This window comes from Prochlorococcus marinus CUG1438, assembly GCA_017644325.1.
GTDB lineage: Bacteria > Cyanobacteriota > Cyanobacteriia > PCC-6307 > Cyanobiaceae > Prochlorococcus_A > Prochlorococcus_A marinus_AA.
In genome coordinates, this window is sequence record JAEPLS010000001.1 from 867972 (window position 1) to 886266 (window position 18295).

16 protein-coding genes are annotated in these 18295 nt (G+C 28.5%); 3 read left to right on the top strand and 13 right to left on the bottom strand.

Annotated features, from left to right (window positions below; all coding sequences use genetic code 11):
- Window positions 1-27: 27 nt before the first annotated feature.
- From JJ847_04820 to JJ847_04880, 13 genes are all read right to left on the bottom strand, one after another.
- Window positions 28-1044, bottom strand: coding sequence for a GDP-L-fucose synthase (locus JJ847_04820; protein MBO6960205.1), 1017 nt, complete (start codon window positions 1042-1044; stop codon window positions 28-30).
- 25 nt (window positions 1045-1069) lie between these two features.
- Window positions 1070-2146, bottom strand: a complete 1077-nt coding sequence (gmd, locus tag JJ847_04825) for a GDP-mannose 4,6-dehydratase (protein MBO6960206.1) — start codon at window positions 2144-2146, stop codon at window positions 1070-1072.
- A gap of 173 nt (window positions 2147-2319) precedes the next feature.
- Entirely contained in the window at window positions 2320-3441 is a 1122-nt protein-coding gene (locus JJ847_04830; GenBank protein MBO6960207.1) for a glycosyltransferase, read from the bottom strand.
- Entirely contained in the window at window positions 3442-4425 is a 984-nt protein-coding gene (locus JJ847_04835; GenBank protein MBO6960208.1) for an NAD-dependent epimerase/dehydratase family protein, read from the bottom strand. It abuts the gene before it with no gap.
- Window positions 4426-4454: 29 nt separating this feature from the next.
- Window positions 4455-6284, bottom strand: a complete 1830-nt coding sequence (locus JJ847_04840) for an ABC transporter ATP-binding protein (GenBank protein MBO6960209.1) — start codon at window positions 6282-6284, stop codon at window positions 4455-4457.
- Between the two features lie 56 nt (window positions 6285-6340).
- The gene (locus JJ847_04845) at window positions 6341-7927 is read right to left on the bottom strand and encodes a hypothetical protein (GenBank protein MBO6960210.1); all 1587 of its coding nucleotides are present in this window, start codon (window positions 7925-7927) and stop codon (window positions 6341-6343) included.
- Between the two features lie 264 nt (window positions 7928-8191).
- The gene (gene pseB, locus JJ847_04850) at window positions 8192-9223 is read right to left on the bottom strand and encodes a UDP-N-acetylglucosamine 4,6-dehydratase (inverting) (GenBank protein ID MBO6960211.1); all 1032 of its coding nucleotides are present in this window, start codon (window positions 9221-9223) and stop codon (window positions 8192-8194) included.
- A 289-nt stretch (window positions 9224-9512) separates the two neighbouring features.
- A complete protein-coding gene (pseF, locus tag JJ847_04855) occupies window positions 9513-10202 on the bottom strand; it encodes a pseudaminic acid cytidylyltransferase (protein ID MBO6960212.1) in 690 nt (229 codons plus the stop codon).
- 52 nt (window positions 10203-10254) lie between these two features.
- Entirely contained in the window at window positions 10255-10971 is a 717-nt protein-coding gene (locus JJ847_04860) for a hypothetical protein (GenBank protein ID MBO6960213.1), read from the bottom strand.
- Window positions 10925-11632 carry a PIG-L family deacetylase gene (locus JJ847_04865; protein MBO6960214.1) on the bottom strand — a complete coding sequence of 236 codons (708 nt, stop codon included), beginning with the start codon at window positions 11630-11632 and terminating at the stop codon, window positions 10925-10927. Before JJ847_04865 ends, JJ847_04860 begins: the two co-directional genes overlap by 47 nt.
- Complete coding sequence (locus JJ847_04870; protein ID MBO6960215.1) at window positions 11625-12362, bottom strand: glycosyltransferase family 2 protein; 738 nt, start codon at window positions 12360-12362, stop codon at window positions 11625-11627. Before JJ847_04870 ends, JJ847_04865 begins: the two co-directional genes overlap by 8 nt.
- Window position 12363: 1 nt before the next feature.
- A complete protein-coding gene (locus tag JJ847_04875; protein ID MBO6960216.1) occupies window positions 12364-13437 on the bottom strand; it encodes an N-acetylneuraminate synthase family protein in 1074 nt (357 codons plus the stop codon).
- A complete protein-coding gene (locus tag JJ847_04880; protein MBO6960217.1) occupies window positions 13438-14316 on the bottom strand; it encodes an SDR family oxidoreductase in 879 nt (292 codons plus the stop codon). It lies immediately after the preceding gene.
- Between the two features lie 242 nt (window positions 14317-14558).
- On the opposite strand from JJ847_04880, the gene JJ847_04885 reads away from it, so the two are divergent.
- The 3 genes from JJ847_04885 to JJ847_04895 are packed head-to-tail and all read left to right on the top strand — an operon-like array spanning window position 14559 to window position 18233.
- A complete protein-coding gene (locus tag JJ847_04885) occupies window positions 14559-15641 on the top strand; it encodes a glycosyltransferase (GenBank protein ID MBO6960218.1) in 1083 nt (360 codons plus the stop codon).
- Entirely contained in the window at window positions 15638-16225 is a 588-nt protein-coding gene (locus JJ847_04890; protein MBO6960219.1) for an acyltransferase, read from the top strand. The genes JJ847_04885 and JJ847_04890 overlap by 4 nt, the downstream gene beginning before the upstream one ends.
- Window positions 16226-16247: 22 nt before the next feature.
- Entirely contained in the window at window positions 16248-18233 is a 1986-nt protein-coding gene (locus JJ847_04895) for a polysaccharide biosynthesis protein (GenBank protein ID MBO6960220.1), read from the top strand.
- The last annotated feature ends 62 nt before the right edge of the window (window positions 18234-18295 follow it).

The following is an 18295-nucleotide window of genomic DNA, read 5'->3' on the forward strand; positions in this document are numbered from 1 at the left end:
TTAAAAATTATAAAATTCTTTAAAAATTTATATTCTTATGCTCTCATTATCTATTTCTTTCTCAAAGTGCTTTAAGGTTAAGCTAATTCCTTTTTGAAGATTTGTCTTAGCTTCCCAACCAAGATTATTAATTTTTTTTGTGTCTAATTTTTTTCTTGGTGTACCATCGGGCATTTTTTGATCCCAAACTATTTCTCCTTCAAATTCAATTGTGTTTGCTATCACATTAGCTAATTCCTTTATGCTTACTTCAAACTTGCTTCCAACGTTTAACCAATAAATTTGATCCCCTTCGTTATCTAATGGGAGTAATTTTGTCTCTCTATTCCAAATCCCTAAAATAAACAGGCAAGCTTCTGCAAGATCATCAACATATAAAAATTCTCTTAAAGGGTTCCCTGACCCCCAACAAGTAACCTTTTTTAAATTATTTTTTTTGCCATCATAGAATTTTCTTATTAATGCTGGTATAACATGGCTATTCATTTTGTGATAATTATCTCCTGGACCATAAAGATTAGATGGCATTAGAGCAATAGCATTGAAATTATGTTGTTTTCTTAATGCCTGACAAAGCTTGATTCCTGCTATCTTAGCTAGCGCATAAAACTCGTTAGTTTTCTCTAGAGTATCTGTAAGTAAATACTCTTCTTTTATAGGCTGTTTTGCAAACTTTGGATAGATACAACTGCTTCCCAAGAAAATAAGACATTTAACTTCAAATTGCCATGATACCTCAATCAAGTTTGTCTGAATCTTTAGGTTTTCGAGCAAAAAGTCATATGGTTGGTTGTTATTAGCAAAAATTCCTCCAACTTTCGCTGCAGCTATAATTACAATTGTTGGTTTGTTTTCTTTGTACCAATTCCTAACAGAATAATAATTTTCAAGATCTAATTCCTTTCTTGTTGGAGTTAATAAATTTCCTTCTTTGTTGGTGTCATCATAGCCAGCTTTTATTAATTCTCGTTTTATTGCACTCCCTACCATACCAGTTGATCCGGCAATAAATATTCTTTCATTTAAATTAAATTTATATTTCATAATCAATATTTAATCAACAAACAAGTCATTTATTCTTTTCAATTAAGGCTAGTTTTCTATCCTGACAAATCATCTCTGAGACTAATTCTTCAAGCGTTATTTTGGGTTTCCAGCCCAAATGTTTTTTTGCTTTTCTCGAATCACCCAATAACTCTTCAACTTCAGTAGGTCTATAGTATCTTTCATCAATTCTAATAACTATATCGCCAGTATCTTCTCTTATCCCTACCTCTTTTTTGCCTTGACCTTCCCACCTAATTCCTTTGTCGCTGGGTTTCTTACACCAACCTAGTTCGAAAGCAGCTAATTCACAAAACCTTTTTACAGTTTCCATTCTCCCAGTTGCAATAACATAATCTTCTGGCTTTTCTTGTTGCAACATCAACCATTGAACTTCAACATAATCTTTAGCATGTCCCCAATCTCTCTTTGCATTCAAGTTTCCTAGGAATAGACAACTATCAATACCTAGATCAATTCTCGAGAGACCTCTTGTTATTTTTCTCGTAACAAATGTTTCCCCTCGCCTTGGACTCTCGTGATTAAAAAGAATCCCATTACATGCAAAAATGTTATATGCATCTCTATAATTTTTTGTTATCCAATAAGCATATAATTTTGCCACTGCATAAGGACTTCTTGGATTAAAGGGAGTGTTTTCGTTCTGCGGGGATTCTTTTATATCTCCGTATAATTCACTAGTACTAGCCTGATAAAACCTTGTCTTTTTTTCTAGTTCTAATATCCTTATTGCCTCTAGAATTCTAAGAGTTCCGATAGCATCACTATTAGCAGTATATTCAGGAGTTTCAAAACTTACTGCAACATGACTTTGAGCTCCTAAATTATAAATCTCATCAGGATTTACCTGCTTTATGATTCTAATTAGATTAGTACTGTCTGTTAGATCTCCATAGTGAAGTATAAAATTTGTACTTGATATATGTGGGTCTTGATAAATATGATCAATTCGATCCGTATTAAAACTACTTGAACGTCTTTTAATACCATGCACTTCGTAACCTTTCCCTAGAAGAAACTCAGCAAGGTAGCTTCCATCTTGTCCTGTAATACCAGTAATTAAAGCTTTTTTTTTACTCATATTAGTATTTTATGACTCGGATTAAGCCTAGAACTCTATCATAGATAATTTAGTATCCATATATCATTATTTCATTCTAAAGGGTTTGTTACCCTAGTTAATTATTTAAATTTAATCATTTTATGTAAAATCTTAATTTACATAAAGTTTTGAAAACGTTTTTTGTTCAATTTTTAATTGAATTTTTTAAATAGTTCGTAAGTTGATGCATATGCATTTTCTAATGAAAAATAATTTATGGCAGTTGATCTAGCATTAGTACAAATTTTCTCATAAATATCTTTACTTTCTTCTAAAAACTTAATAGCATCTTCTATTTCTTCTTTTTTATAAGGATTAACTAAGATACAGTTTTCAAAGCTCTTAAACAATTGCGGTGCCCATAATCCTTTTGTCAAAGTCAATATTACCGGTTTCCCGCAAGATAATGCTTGGAGAGTTACACTATATCCGCTAGGCTGATAAACATTTTTAAGTGGTACTACCACAACAAAAGATTTTTGATATAAACTTCTAATCTCTAAATCCGTTAAAGATTTTTTGTATTTATGGTAACTGCCATTAGTTATCTCAAATTTATTATCATTTTGAGCTTTAATTAGACTTGTATGAATGTGAATCCTTTTTTTAGTATTTACTTTCAATAATGTATTGAAATCTCTCCCAGGGTCTTGGCCAATTGAAAAAATATAGTTTGATTCAAAACTAGAATGATTAAAAGGTTTCCAGAAATCAGTATCTACTCCAAATTTGATAGTAAATGTTTTTTTTGTCTCAATATTAAAAGTTTTTATTGAATTTGTTCTGTCTGCTTCACCATAAAAGATAACGAAATCCAATCTTTTAAGAATAATTGTGAAAATTTTAAAATAAATATTTTTGAGAAACTTTGGCAACTTAGAGTCATAATCCGATAATTTATGGAATGCTCCTGCAAGCCTTATTTTGTTTTTTTTATTAATAAAAGCATAATAAAATCCTAAACTTATACTGAACCCATCTGTGAGGCTTACAACGTAGTCGGAAGAATTAATTATGTTGCTAAAATTAAAGACTGATAAAGGTCTTAACCCAATATTGGAAATTCTGCTAAAAATTTCTTCAATAGGTTTAAAGATCAAACATAGAGGACTTTTTTTGTAAGCAGATGTAGAAGATAAATGCTTTATTTTAAAACCATTCTCCCTTAAGGAATCTAAACTTTGAAGAAAATCTTTAGGAGCTTGATTTTTCTTTATAAGTTCCATTCTTTCTTTTCTTCCACCCTTATCAAAAACTAAGATCTTTTTTAACATTTATTTAAAATTTTCGTTGTACCAACCTATCATTTTTTTTAAACCCTCATCAATTTCGATTGTCGTAATTTTTTCACTATTAATTATTTTTTGAAGATGATCGGTATCGGAACTCTTTACAAATCTACCTTCTGGCTTTGAGGTGTCAAAAATTATTTTTGGATTATTACCAGAAATATTGCAAATTTTACTTACTAATTCAGAAACCGAAATCGTCTCTCTCGTTCCAATATTTACTACCACATTACCAATCGTATTATCCATAATCTTAATCATTAATCTTGCACAATCATATGCATGCATATAACTTCTTCTTTGATTTCCTGACCCCCAAGCATAAAGAGGATCTTCGCCATCTAATATCCTTTTGATTAGCATTGGTATAGCACTTGAATATTCGCCTACCCATCTATACCGTTCACCATATATATTAAAAGGTCTTACTATTTTTAAATTTACTTCATTTATTTCTGAAAACAATATGAACTTTTGTTCTAAGAAACGTTTAGCCCATCCATATCCTTTATTTGCTTCTTCAGGGTTTTCTTCAAATAAATCACGTTCTGAGATAGTATCTGGTCCTCCATCCTTGTAAACGCAGGATGAACTTGTAATCAGAATATTTTCAGGCTTTGACTCTGTAAAAACTTCTAGAAGATTATTTGTTATTTTTTCATTATGTAATAAAGTTTCGATATGATTTTTTGAAGAATAACCAATGCCATAAGCTCTACTTGCTAAGTGAAAAATATTTTTTGCTTGAGAAAGAGCATTACGTGCTTGAGAAATATCTTGAAGATCAGCTTCTATAATCTCTACTTTATTTTCAATATTCTTCAGATTTTTAATATGCCCTTTTGAAAAGTCGTCAATTATAAAAACCCTATGTCCTTTATTTACTAAAATTTCAGATAAAAATGAGCCAATTAATCCTCCACCCCCAGTGACAAATACTTCTTTATGATTTTTTGGCTCTAATTTCATTTTTTATTCCTTATTTGAGGTGAAAAGTTTCAAGAAGAAAGTTTTTTGAATAACTTACTTGTGGTTATTAAAGAATCATAATCACCTTTTGCTGTTATTTTCCCTTTATTAAAAAGAAAAATATAATCACAATTTTTTATAGTTGAGAACCTATGTGCAATAGAAATTATTGTGATACTTTTGCTTAGCTTTTTAATAGTTTTTTGAATTATTTTTTCAGTTTCTGCATCGAGTGAACTCGTAGCTTCATCTAAAATAAGTATATCTGGATTACTATAAAGAGCTCTTGAAATTGCAACCCTTTGCTTTTGCCCTCCTGAGAGAGTAATTGCATCATTGCCTAAATTAGTATAAATCCCACTACTTAATTGTTTAGCCATTTCGTAAATTTGTGTTTGTTTTAAGCAATAAATTACTCTTTCATCATCAATTTTTTCCTTATCATATCCAAAAGCAATATTTTCTCTCAGGCTTCCACTTGTTATTAACGGCTTTTGTGGAACATATTTAATTTTTCTTTGCCATCTTTTTGATCCTACTTCTTTTAAATCTTTATCATCAATAAATATATTTCCTTCAGTAGGTTGAAGTAACCCTAAAAATAAGTCAATTGCTGTAGTTTTGCCGGATCCTGAATAGCCTACAAAGGCGTAATGCAAGCCTTTCTTTATTTCAAAATTTAGGTTTTGGAAAACAATATTATTTGATTCTGGATAAATAAATTTGACTGAAGAGAATTTTACTTTATCCCAATTAAATCTATAATCTGCTATTTCGGTATCTTGGTTGAGGAAATCATTTGGCAATCTTAGATTTTTTTGTGTCAAATAAATTCTATCCATCCACTTTTCTAAATTCGCAATATTATTTAGTGAAGAACCTAGTCTATTAAACATTGGAATAACTCTTGAAAAAACAATAACTATGATTGCCATTATTGCAGCTAATTCCCCCCCTCTGATACCAACTGAAAATAGTATCAAGGTTGTGATTAGAATACTTAATTGACCTATCAGAATTACGGTGTAAGTTGGTAATAAATTCCATTTACTAGCTGAGGCATAATTTTTGATAATGGTGTGATTTAATTTATAGAAATTTCCTATGAAATTTTTTTCTCTTGAAGAAAGCTTAATATCCTTTATGCCATTCAGAGTTTCTGTCATGAAAATATTTATAAGTTCCTCATTCTCCCTTACCTTGCCCATGAGCTTAGACGTTTTTTTTCTAATAATTTTTAATAAAATTGATAATATAAATGTTGAAATTATTATTAAAACTAACCCAAGTTTTGGAGTCGTAAATAATAATGTCAATGTGGCGCATAAGATTCCAGAAACTTGTCCAGATATAAACGGTATTGATCTTATTACAGATTTATTCCAAAGCTGTAAATTATTTAAAAAAACATTTCTGATTAAATTAGGGTTATTTTTTATATGCCATTCATAGGGTGAATATATAATCTTTTTATATAATTCTTTTGCAAATCTTTCTTGCGCATTACTTGCTTCTTTAACTGCCGATGCTTGAGAAAATAAATTAATAAAAGTCGATGTAGCCAGTATTACTATAATTAAAATACTTAAACCATATATAAAATTAATATCATCAGGTCTTCCAAATATAACCCAAATATTATTTATTAAATTATTGGTTTTTATAACTTCTGGTTCAATTATCACGCTTACAAGTGGAAAAAAAATTGTGGCTGATAATATTTCTAGAAATCCAGCAATAAAAGATATTATTATGTTTATTTTTAGTTTATGTTTCTCATTTTTATTTAAAAGATTGTATGCTGTTTCAAAAACTTTGAAGTATATATTACGATTTAAAAAGGTATTTTTGTTTATCATAATTGTTTAGGATTAATAGTATTTTTTTTTATTATTGAAATTTTTAATCAATAAAATCATATTGTGTAATTTCTTGAGTTTATCATTTTAAAAGTATGATAATCTCTCATATCTGACTTAATCCAATCATTAATAAATTTGATTTCTCTTTTTATCTCAAGACTATTATCTTTCACGAAATTTGGAAGATATTTTCTTAAAAGTTTTCTATCTGCATCATCTGGTAGAACAGATTTTTTTTGCCAAGATGGCTTTCCAAAATATAGTCCAGCAAATAAATTTGCATCTCTTTGAATTTTTTTAATATTAAGTGATTTAAACCAATCTTTTTCTAGACAACTTAGATATTCTTCTTTGGAAACAGGATACTTTACAAAACCAAAATTTTCATACCATCCTTTATCAGAAACCAATACTGGTTTACCGTAAGCGGCATATTCAATTGCAGAAGTTCCATGTATTGTTATCAAAGCATCAACATTTTCCATGACTTTTTTACCAGAATAAATATTAGGAAGTATTACTATATTCCTAGGTAATTTTTCTTTTAGAATATCTTTCAAAGTTAATCCCCCATACCAATCAGTCAACGGATGAGGTTTGATTAACCATAAAATATTTTTATTTTTGGAAGCATATTTAATAGTCGATTTTATCCAATCAAAAACATCTATAAATCTTGACATGCCATACATATGGGGGAAATCAAACCAATTTCCAAGATATATTGCTACCACATTTTTATAATTGGAACTTAAATCAGAAATTTCTAATTTATCTTCTTTATTATTAAAAGCATTCCTTCCACCAATATCTTTAGTTAGACCTGAGGTCCTTTTTGTTAAATATTTTTGGCCTATTTTAATCAGTTTATCTTTCTTTTTCTCGTCAAGATTGTGGATATCTTTTTTGACGGGATGACCAATACCAAAGAATATATCTTTAGGGGCACTGATTTTCCAAAATCTTGGAGTCCCATATTGCCCATATGAAATAATGACTGGAATTTGTTTTTTTGATCCAATCCAAGCCAGAGGTGCACATTGATAGGATATTCCATGACTTAAGAGAATTAAATCTGGTTTAAATTCCTTTATAAGATTTTCCGAAAATTCAATTGAAGAAATGAATTTTAAAATATATTTATTTAAATTTTTATCATTAATGTTTACCGTTTCAGATTTCTGCGATTTTAATATTGCATCATATAAGAATGATCCTGGGACTCCATATTTAAAAGGATAATTGAGTATATTAATTTTTTTTTTAATTTTTTTAGCAATTAAATCAGCTTCAATAGCTTTTTCTTTTGAATAATTTTTATATACATAAGATATATTTTTAATGCCAATTGAATTTATTATATTTTTACATAAGTATTGATTGCAGTCCCATATATATGCGTGCTCATTAACTTCTTTTGAATATAATGATGCTCTTAGTAACTGTAATCTGTATAGGTATCCTAAATTATAAAATCCACCATCAATAATAATATTTTTATATTCTAAATCATTATTTTTAACTTTATATTTCAGGATTTCATTATATGAATTAATTATATTAAAATTCTTGTATACTTCTTTGTATGACTGTATTTTATTATAATATTTCCTTATATTTTTGTTAATATTATTTAACATAAACAATAAATATATTCAAAATATTATCATATTTTATAAAATCAAGTCAAATTAGTTTTTTTAAACAAAAATTTTATAAATTTTTGTAATTAGAAAAAGTTAAATTCTAATTTATTTTAAATATTATTATCGTTATATCGGATATATTCAACTAGTTTTTGATACTTAAATCCTGTTTATTATTTATTAATTCTATATTAATGTATTTTTCGAATATGTTTTCCCGTAATTATTTTGTTAGCTTTTATTACTAAATGACTGATATCATATTGGCTTAAATTTTTCAGAGAGATTTGTTTTTATTAAATCTCTGATTTGCTTAACTGTAAGATAAGGTTCATTTTCTTTAGAATTATATGATGATCCAATTTTCATTTGATCAAATTTTAAATTTAAGGACTGGAAATGTTCCTTATATTGATTTCTTTTAATATCATTTGTTGGATGAATAATTGCGTAGTATTCGCCTAAGTCAAAAGTATTATAACTATCTGCAGCAGTAATCATCTCTTCATGAATTTTTTCCCCACTACGAACCCCAATTATTGTTTTTTTACAACTTGGTCCAATAGCTTCTGCGAGGTCTGTGATTTGGTAACTAGGTATTTTAGGAACAAAAATTTCTCCTCCATATGAATTTCCCAAAACCCAAAAAACCATTTCCGTAGCTTCCTCAAGAGTAATATTAAAACGAGTCATATTTGGATCTGTAATATTTAAATTCCCAGTTAGGGATTTTTCAATGAATAATGGAATTACTGATCCCCTTGATCCCATTACATTTCCATATCTAACGCAAGAAAAACTTAAATTCCTATTACCTTTGATATTGTTTCCCGCTATGAAAAGTTTATCTGAAACAAGTTTTGTAGCTCCATAGACATTTATTGGTGCAGCCGCTTTATCTGTACTTAGCGCGATAACTTTTTTAACTTTAGTATCCAAGCACGCACGTACTATATTTTCTGATCCAATAATATTTGTTTTTATAAATTCAATAGGATTGTATTCTGCAGCTGATACTTGCTTTAGTGCAGCGGCATGTATGACAATATCAATTTTTTCTAATGCATTTTTTAATCTTTGAAGGTCTCTAATATCCCCAAGGAAAAATCTTAAATTTGGATATTCATCTTTGGGATATTTTTGTTGAAGTTCCCATTGTTTTAATTCATCTCTGCTGTATATAACAATTCTTGGAATATTTTTATATTTTTCAAGTAATTTTTTCAAAAAATATTTCCCAAAGCTCCCTGTCCCTCCAGTTATTAAAATATTTGATTTTTGTATGTTCATTAAAAATTATTTTTTTGATTTTTTGATTTAATTTTAATTAAAAGTATATAAAATCCAAGTAATATTTATCCTGGGATTTTAAGTTTAATACATTCAATAATACCAAATAAATGATTCATGTTATCAAAAATCGAATAGTTATTTATCAATACTAATTTGTTAGTTTATTTCCCAAAGCCTTCTAAGAAAAGTTAATTCTTAAAAATCATAGGCATATATGTTACTATTTTCGACAAAATAGTTTTTTTAGCTTTTGCTATAAAATATTATTAGCAACTTTAAATTTAATTTATATTTTTTGATTATCATTGAAAATTATTTTAAATAATTTTTCTGCGATTTCAAAATCCTCTAAAGTATCTATATCGTTTGCATAAATGCGAGGTATTTTGTAACCAAATATATCTCCGCCCTGCGAATATATTTTTAGATTAAAAAAATAGCATTGTCCGGCATCATGCAATAACTCGGGTAAGTCTTGACTTCTTGAATTGGAATATTTTGGCCATTTAAAATTAATTGCTCCATTCTCATTTTGTTCTAATGCTCTTTGAACGGGATACGGAAAACTTGTAACTGTATGAACTGAAAAGGAACCAGATTTTAAAAGTAGATTTCTGCAACCACATAATGTTTCTTTTGTAATAAATGGAGCAGTTGCGTAGAGATAACAGAGAATTTCAGCTTGCATATTATTTTTTTTCATCCATCTAAGAAAATGATCCCTTACATCTTTATCGTTAGCATAATCATCTGATATATCTTTGGGCCTTATAAAAGGAATTTTAGCCCCATAGCTCTCCGCAATTTCTGCAATTTCTAAATCATCAGTTGAAACATATATTTCATCAAATAATTCAGATGCTTTTGCTTTATAAATAGACCAATATATGAGAGGTTTTCCATGAAAAATTTTAATATTTTTCTTTGGAATTCTTTTAGAACCTCCCCTTGCTGGTATTAAACAGATATTTTTCATCAAATAAATTATTCAACATTTTCATTATATGAAATCAATGTTATTAAAAAGTTTATTCAATATAAGATTTTGTTATATAGAGTTTTTTCCCGTCAGAACATTTTATAAATGCATTTGGATATGGATCATTAAGCATTCTTATTTTGTTATGAAGGTATAAAGCACTGCATTCATTTATCTCTTCTTTAGTAATTTCACTCTCCTCAGGCTTTCTTCTGTTGCAATAAGTTGGATTGCCAATTTGAGGTTGAGGATTAAATCCATTTATTAGGAATTGTAATGAAAGTTTTGTTCCTATTAGTTCAATCCTTTTAAAGATTTCTTTTAGATCACCTGTTAGATCTAATTTGGCTCTTTTTATAATCTGTCCTGAATCAATTTCTTTTTCCATTTTAAAAATACAAACTTCAGATTCCTTAATTCCATCAATAATTTGATTTTGGATCGGACTTCCACCTCTATATTGTGGGAGAGATGATGGATGAAGCATTAAACAACAGAAATTTTCAATTATCTCATGATCAATAATCTCGCTCCAACCATAAAATAAAATCATATCGGGCTTTAAAGAATTACAAAAATCGTAGTCAACTAGTTTTTTGTTATTTATTAAAATAAATTGATGATTCTCTAGTTTTTGATTATCAGATAAGGATCTATAAATATTTTTTGACCATTCTCTATACCCAAAACAAATAATCTTGAGGGAATTCTTCTTTACATCAGGATACATAATTAATTGACCTAACCAATTTAAATGCCTCTGCATATTCTAATGCTGATTGCATCCCTCTAAAACAAGAATAAGCTTCTATTCCTTTAAATGATCTGGGAAAAGGAAAAGGTTTGATTTCACTACTGTAAAAGGATAAAGCTTCAAATTTATTTTCAAGATCTGATTTAGACAACTCAACAAAAAAATTAGGGGAAAATTGACCTTCTTCTGAAAAACTACACTCGCTACTTGATGGTACTTCGTATGTAAATATATTAGATACATTTGTTGCCGAATTAGGTCTGGTACTCATTATTGTTGAACGATATATAATTCTATGATCGTTATTAACATCATGGGGATCATGGGTAAAAACAATATCAGGATTAAATTTTGAAATTCTTGATTCTATTATTTTATTAATATCTATTATTGGAACTTGGTCAAATCTCCCACATGGTAAATTAAAAAATTCTATTTCATGTAAATTGAACTTTTTGGATACTTTTTTTGATGCAGTTTCTCTTTCTTTAATATCATTATCTATTTCTTTTGAATTTAAATTTTTATAACGACAACTACTACCTTCGCCAATAAAAATGATCGAAATTTTTGATTTATTACATATCTTACTTAGTAATCCTCCACAACCTAATACTTCGTCATCAGGATGGGCTGCAATAATAAGAATGGAACGATTAATTAAATTAATCAATTTTTAAGCCGTAGGGATGATAGCAGTTTACTTCATAAGGCATTTTTAATAAATTATTTGTCAATTCGTTTCCATAGTTCAATATTGATATCCTTTTCTTTTTAGACATATTTTTTGAATGTATTCTGTAATTAAAAAGAGAATACGGAATGTGAAGGCCTTTGCATCCATTAATTAATAGTCGCAAGATTAATGAAAAATTTTCTAAACCACAATTTTTCCTTGAAATGTCGTATCTACCCACTGAGTCGATTTTTTCCTTTTTATAAAGTGTTCCAGTAGCAAGAAAATCTCCCCTTCTACAAATCTCTTCCTTATCAAAACTAGGTAAATTTATTTCTTGAACAATTTCTGAAAACTCATTTATTACACTATAGTCTGAATAAAAAAAATCATTATTATTTTTTAATTCTAATTGTTTGTTAAATCTAGATAAGTATTGAGACTTCAAAGTATCATCTGCGTCTACCCTAACAAAATATGGCGAATTAATTTTGTTAATCGCGTAATTGGATGCAACTTCAATTCCTGAGTTTTCTATTTGAATATATTCAATGGATGGTATAGAAAGTCTATTCTTAATTATTTTATAAGTATCATCTTGACTGCCATCATCAATAATTATGATTTTATTCCCTTCATATTGATCTTGATTTAATATCGAATCTAAACATTCTTCAATATATTTTGAATAATTATAGGTTGTAATTATGAAAGAGATATTTGGCATATCAAAATAAATCTTTCATTAGAAAATGAGAATCGGAATCAATATCTCTGTTAGCTTTTCTGCCTATAAGCTTATTTTTAACAAAAGGGGTTAAGGCATCATTTGGACACGGTCTTACTGTTTTTATATATTCATCTAAAATGATTTCACCTTTATTAATCTTTTTTGTAGTCATTAAGGATCTTCTCTGTAAAATTGCAGTTTCTTTTTCATTATCTTCAATTTTTTTTATACCATTGCCTAAAGAGAGTTCTAACTCCCTAGTCCTGAGAACCATTTCCTTCCAAGATTTCGGATTCATAGAGAATTTGTGATCTGGACCCTCTCTTTCATTATCATCAGTAAAATGTTTTTCTATCATTTTCGCTCCTAATGTTACCGCTCCAAGTACCGTTGTTGCCCCAGGGGTATGGTCACTAAGACCAATTATCAAGCCAGGAAATATTGATTGATAAGATTTGATTACGTTTAAATTTATATATTGAAAATTTTCGATACTGGCAGTGTAATTAGTATTACATTGCATTAAACATAGTTTATTATTTGATTCTATGCCTGTTTTTACAGCCAAGATAACCTCCTCAAAATTTGAGGCACCACTGGCTATGAAATATGGCTTATTTTTATTAGCCACTTTTTTAATCATTTCTAACCAAGTAATATCTCCTGATCCAATCTTATAGGCAGGGACGAATTTATCGATGTAGTCAACTACTTCTAAAGAATAAGGAGTAGTAAAAAAAGGGATATCAGCTTTTTTACAGGTTTCAACAAGTTCTTTAGTCCATTCCAAATTAACGGATGCATCTTTATAAACTTCATAAACGCTTTTCTTCCAATTTTTTTGATGTGATAATTGATCTCCTAAATTTAAGAAACCCTTATTGCTTACTATCGTTTCAGCTTGGAAATGCTGAAATTTAGCAGCATCTGCTCCAGCGTCTGCTGCTTGATAAATAAGATCCTTTGCTCGTTCAATATCACCATCATGATTAGCGGCTATGTCTGCAATAAAATAGGTTGGTTGACCTAATCCAACTTTCTTGTTTGCAATTTTAAAAGAATCAGGAAACATTTAACTTTGATTTTTTTTTAAAGATTTTACTAGGTTATTAATTACCTCGCTAGCTTTTGGCATTTTTTTTTGCAAAATATTCTCAACTTTCGAACAGTCTAGTCCAAGGCTATCAGCCCTATTAGGTTGTAAGCTCTTCACAGATGCATTTTCGTACCAATCAAAATTTATTGATAAATTCTTTGCTAGTAACAAGGCAAAATCTTTTTTTGATATACATTCTGAGGATGCGATGTTAATTAAACCTTTTATATTTAATTGCGAGATAAGGATTGTATATTTAGCTAATAATTCAGCACTTATAGTTGATGTGTAGAAATCATTAAATAAGGAAATATTTGATTTTTTAATTAAACAAGAATAAAGCCATTCAAAGAATGTTGGTTTTGATATATTGCCTCTTAAACCAGTAATGTTTGTTCTTATGACGATAGAATCAGGATTTTTCAAAGCGTTAATTTCACCTACTCTTTTTGTTTTTGCATATTGATTTACGATTTTTATATCATCAGTTTCCTTATGAAGTTTTTTTTTATCATTTATATAAAAATGATCAGTAGATATATGTATAAATTTTTTATCAAATTTTAAACAATTTTCGGCAAGTACATCTACTAATTCAGCATTGATTTTATTGGCAATCAATGGTTTTGCTTCGCATTCTTTTAGAGAGACTATGCCTGCGCAATTTATTATTACATCAGCCTTAGATTCATTAATTATTTTTGGAATGATTTCGAAATTCTTTAAGTCTAAGCAATAGTTTGCATTTTTTCTGGCAATTCCAATTGGTTCTACATTGATTGCTTCAAATTCTCTGGAAAAAGCTTGACCTAACATTCCATTTGATCCGATTATGAGGGCTTTTTTATATTTCATTTAATAAAAGATTATATTTATTATCTATAGTTAAATATTATAATAATTAACTTTGATTATGTTTTGAAATTCATAACTGGCATAAAAAATGTAATTAAATCAAAGTTAATTTTAGATGATTGATATTGATATGTTGTAAAGAAAATAGTTTTATTCATAAAGTAAATAAATTAAAAAATATTTAAAAAATTAAGATGTAGGATTAATTTAAATAATAATTTAAAAATTATCTTTATTAAAAATTGAAAATTGCAATCAACTATAAATTAAAAAAAGGATCATGGGGAGGTGGTAATCAATTTGTAACTTCTTTAGTCAAGGCTTCTTTGAAAAAAGGATTTGTAATCACTTTTGATCTGAAAGAAAGAGATATCGATATAATTCTTTTAATAGATCCGAGATCATATACTTCAGAAGTTACATTTGGTTCTTTCGATGTAATTTTATATCTACTTTTTAGGAACTATAAGACGATAGTTGTTCATAGGATAAATGAATGTGACGAAAGAAAAAATACTAAATATATTAATAGATTCTTAAAATGGACTAATTACTGTTCTGACTTTACAGTCTTTATCTCTTCATGGTTAAAAAGCTTAGATATTTATCAGCAGGATAAGCCACATAGGGTAATTCTAAATGGTGGAGATACTAATTTTTTCCAAGTTGATAAAGAAATTTCATGGAAAGGTGATGAACCTTTGAAGCTTGTTACACATCATTGGAGCCCAAACCTAATGAAAGGTTTTGATGTCTATAGGGATATTGATGCTTTATTAAATAATGAAGAATTTATGAACAAAATTGAATTCACTTATATCGGTAATCTACCTTATGGATTCAAATTTCAAAACTCCAGGCATATTGAACCAATAAGTGGGAAGAAATTAGGATTAGAGCTTTCTAAGAATCACGTTTACATATCTGCATCTATAAACGAACCTGCAGGAATGCATCACATTGAGGGTGCATTATGTGGCTTGCCGATAATCTATAGAGAAAGTGGTGCTTTGCCTGAATATTGCATGAATTACGGGATTTCTTTTAAAAAGAATAATTATTTACCAGCAATAAATGAAATGTTTTTGAAATATCCACAATTTAAGCGGAAAATCACTTTTTATCCTTATACTGCAAAAAAAATGACGGATGAATATCTAACTTTATTTACTGAATTAGTTGGCAAAAGAAAAGAAATTATAAAAAATAGAAATCTTTTCAGAAAACCTTCTTTGTTAATAAAAAACTTTTTACTAGTATTTTTAAAAATAAATAATATAGTAAAATTTTTAAAGAAAATGAATTCGAAAAGAATTATGAAATGAATATTATTTCGCTAATTAAAAGGGAATTAAGAGACTGGTTGGAATTTTTTGTTAGGTACATTCCAGGAAAAGTTGGTTTTTTTACTAGAGAACTATATTTAAAAACAAGAATTTCTTCCCCCTTTGAAAATAATCGTTTTGAATGCGGTATAAGAGTCGATTATCCAAGAAATATCGAATTTGGTTCAAATTCTTATTTTGGGATTGATTGCAAAATTTATGCTTCAGAATACAGCAATATAAAAATTGGCTCAAATGTAACTTTTAACTCTAATGTAATGATAAATGCTAGAGGTAAAGGAAAAATAATTATTGGAGATGAAGTATTGATCGGTCCTAATGCTGTTTTGAGATCAAACAATCATTCCTATGAAAAACTTGATGAACCAATAATCTCGCAAGGTATGGCTGAAGGTGAGATAATAATTGAGGATAATGTATGGATTGGCTCTAATTGTGTTATTTTGCCTAATTGTCGAATTGGTAAAGGAGCAATAATTGCTGCGGGAGCAGTTGTTACAGCAGATGTAGAAACTAATTGTGTAGTTGGAGGAATTCCTGCTAAATTTATAAAAAGAAGGTGAGAGGTACAAATAATAAATTCAAGTGAAAATAAAAGAAGGTTTTAAATTGCCAATAAGAAATTCAACAATAAAAAAAAGAGTTGAAATACTTCGGGGATACTTTTTAGATTTATCAAAGATAAAAAAATTTTTTATATCTCTTTTTGTAGATTCTTTATTATGTTTAATTACAACATGGCTTTCTTTTTGTCTACGACTTGGAGATGTTATACCAATTGAAACCGTTTTATTTTTGCCATCATATTTATCAATTTTATGTGCCATACCAATTTTCTATTTGAGTGGATTATATAAGACAATTTTTAGATATTCTGGTTGGCATGCAATGTTGACAGTCTCAAAATCTATATTCCTGTATGGATTGGTTTATTCATTTTTTATTACATTAATTACAATAACTGATGTCCCAAGAACAGTTGGCATAATACAACCTTTATTGTTATTTTTTGCGGTAGGTGGATCAAGGGCTTTTATTCGTTTTTGGATTGGAGATCTCTATCGGACAAGACTTAAAAAGTCGAGTTTGCCAAAGGCGGTAATTTATGGTGCAGGAGATTCAGGAAGAAAATTGCTTTTAGCATTAGAGAATAATAATGAATGGGAAGTCTCTTGTTTCCTAGATGATGATATAGATAAACAGGGTAGAGTTTTGTCAGGGAAAAAAATTCATTCTCCGGATTATTTAGAATTCTTATCAACCCAAAAAAATATTTCTTATCTTTTGCTTGCCTTACCGAGAATATCAAGATCAAAAAGAAAGGAAATTATTAATAAGGTAAGTAAATATAATTTGTCAGTTAGAACCTTACCCTCCTTAATAGATATTGCAAAAGGGAAAAAGGCAATAACTGACTTAATTGAACTTGAAATTGATGACCTTCTTGGAAGAGATAAAGTATCTCCCAATGAGGAATTAATGAAAAAAAATATTCATAACAAAATTGTTCTAGTTACAGGCGCTGGAGGTTCTATAGGCAGTCAATTATGTAGAGAAATTTTTAATATTGGACCTAAAAAGATCTTATTACTAGATTCTAATGAATATGCTCTTTATTCCATTCTGAATGAATTAGATACTTTGAATCAAAATAAATCCATTAAAATAATCCCACTTCTTGCTTCAGTTCAGAATAGAAAAAATATTAGAATTATTTTGGAAACTTGGAAGCCAGATACTGTTTATCATGCAGCCGCTTATAAACATGTACCAATAGTTGAACATAATCTTGCTGAGGGTGTTAAAAATAATGTTTTTGGGACGTTAACTCTTGCTATTGAGTCATTGGAGTTGGGTATTTCTAATTTTGTATTAATTTCTACTGATAAAGCTGTCCGTCCTACAAATGTTATGGGTGCGACCAAAAGACTTAGTGAGATTTGTCTTCAAGCACTTTTTGCTAGTAAAACAAAAAGTCAAATTACTAAGTTTTCTATCGTTAGATTTGGAAATGTTCTTGATTCCTCTGGATCAGTAATACCAAAATTTAGAAAGCAAATTAATGATAGAGAGCCGTTGACTGTTACGCATCCAGAGATAAATAGATTTTTTATGACAATAAAAGAAGCTGCTGAATTAGTTATTCAGGCTGGGGCTATGGCAAAGGGCGGGGAAGTTTTTTTACTAGAGATGGGAGAACCTGTTAAAATTTTGGATCTTGCAAAAAAAATGATCCAATTATCTGGTTTGAAACTTAAAGATAAAAATAACCCCAATGGCGATATTGAAATCATTATTACCGGTTTAAGACCTGGGGAGAAATTATATGAAGAACTTTTGATAGGTAGTAATTCTGTTGAAACAATTCATCCAAAGATTTTTAAGGCTCAAGAAGAATTTATACCTTGGTCTGAATTAAAAATAGAAATAAATAAACTTGAGGAATTTGTTCAAATAAATGATTTAGAGAATATCATTAAAATTTTTAAAAAGCTTGTTGTTGGTTTTAGTCCATCCAAAAAGATTGTTGATTATATTTTTAATGAGAAATTAAAAAAAGATATCTATTAAGGAATAATATTAAATAGCACATGTAAGATAAGTTTAATATTAAAATTACCAAAATTTAAAAA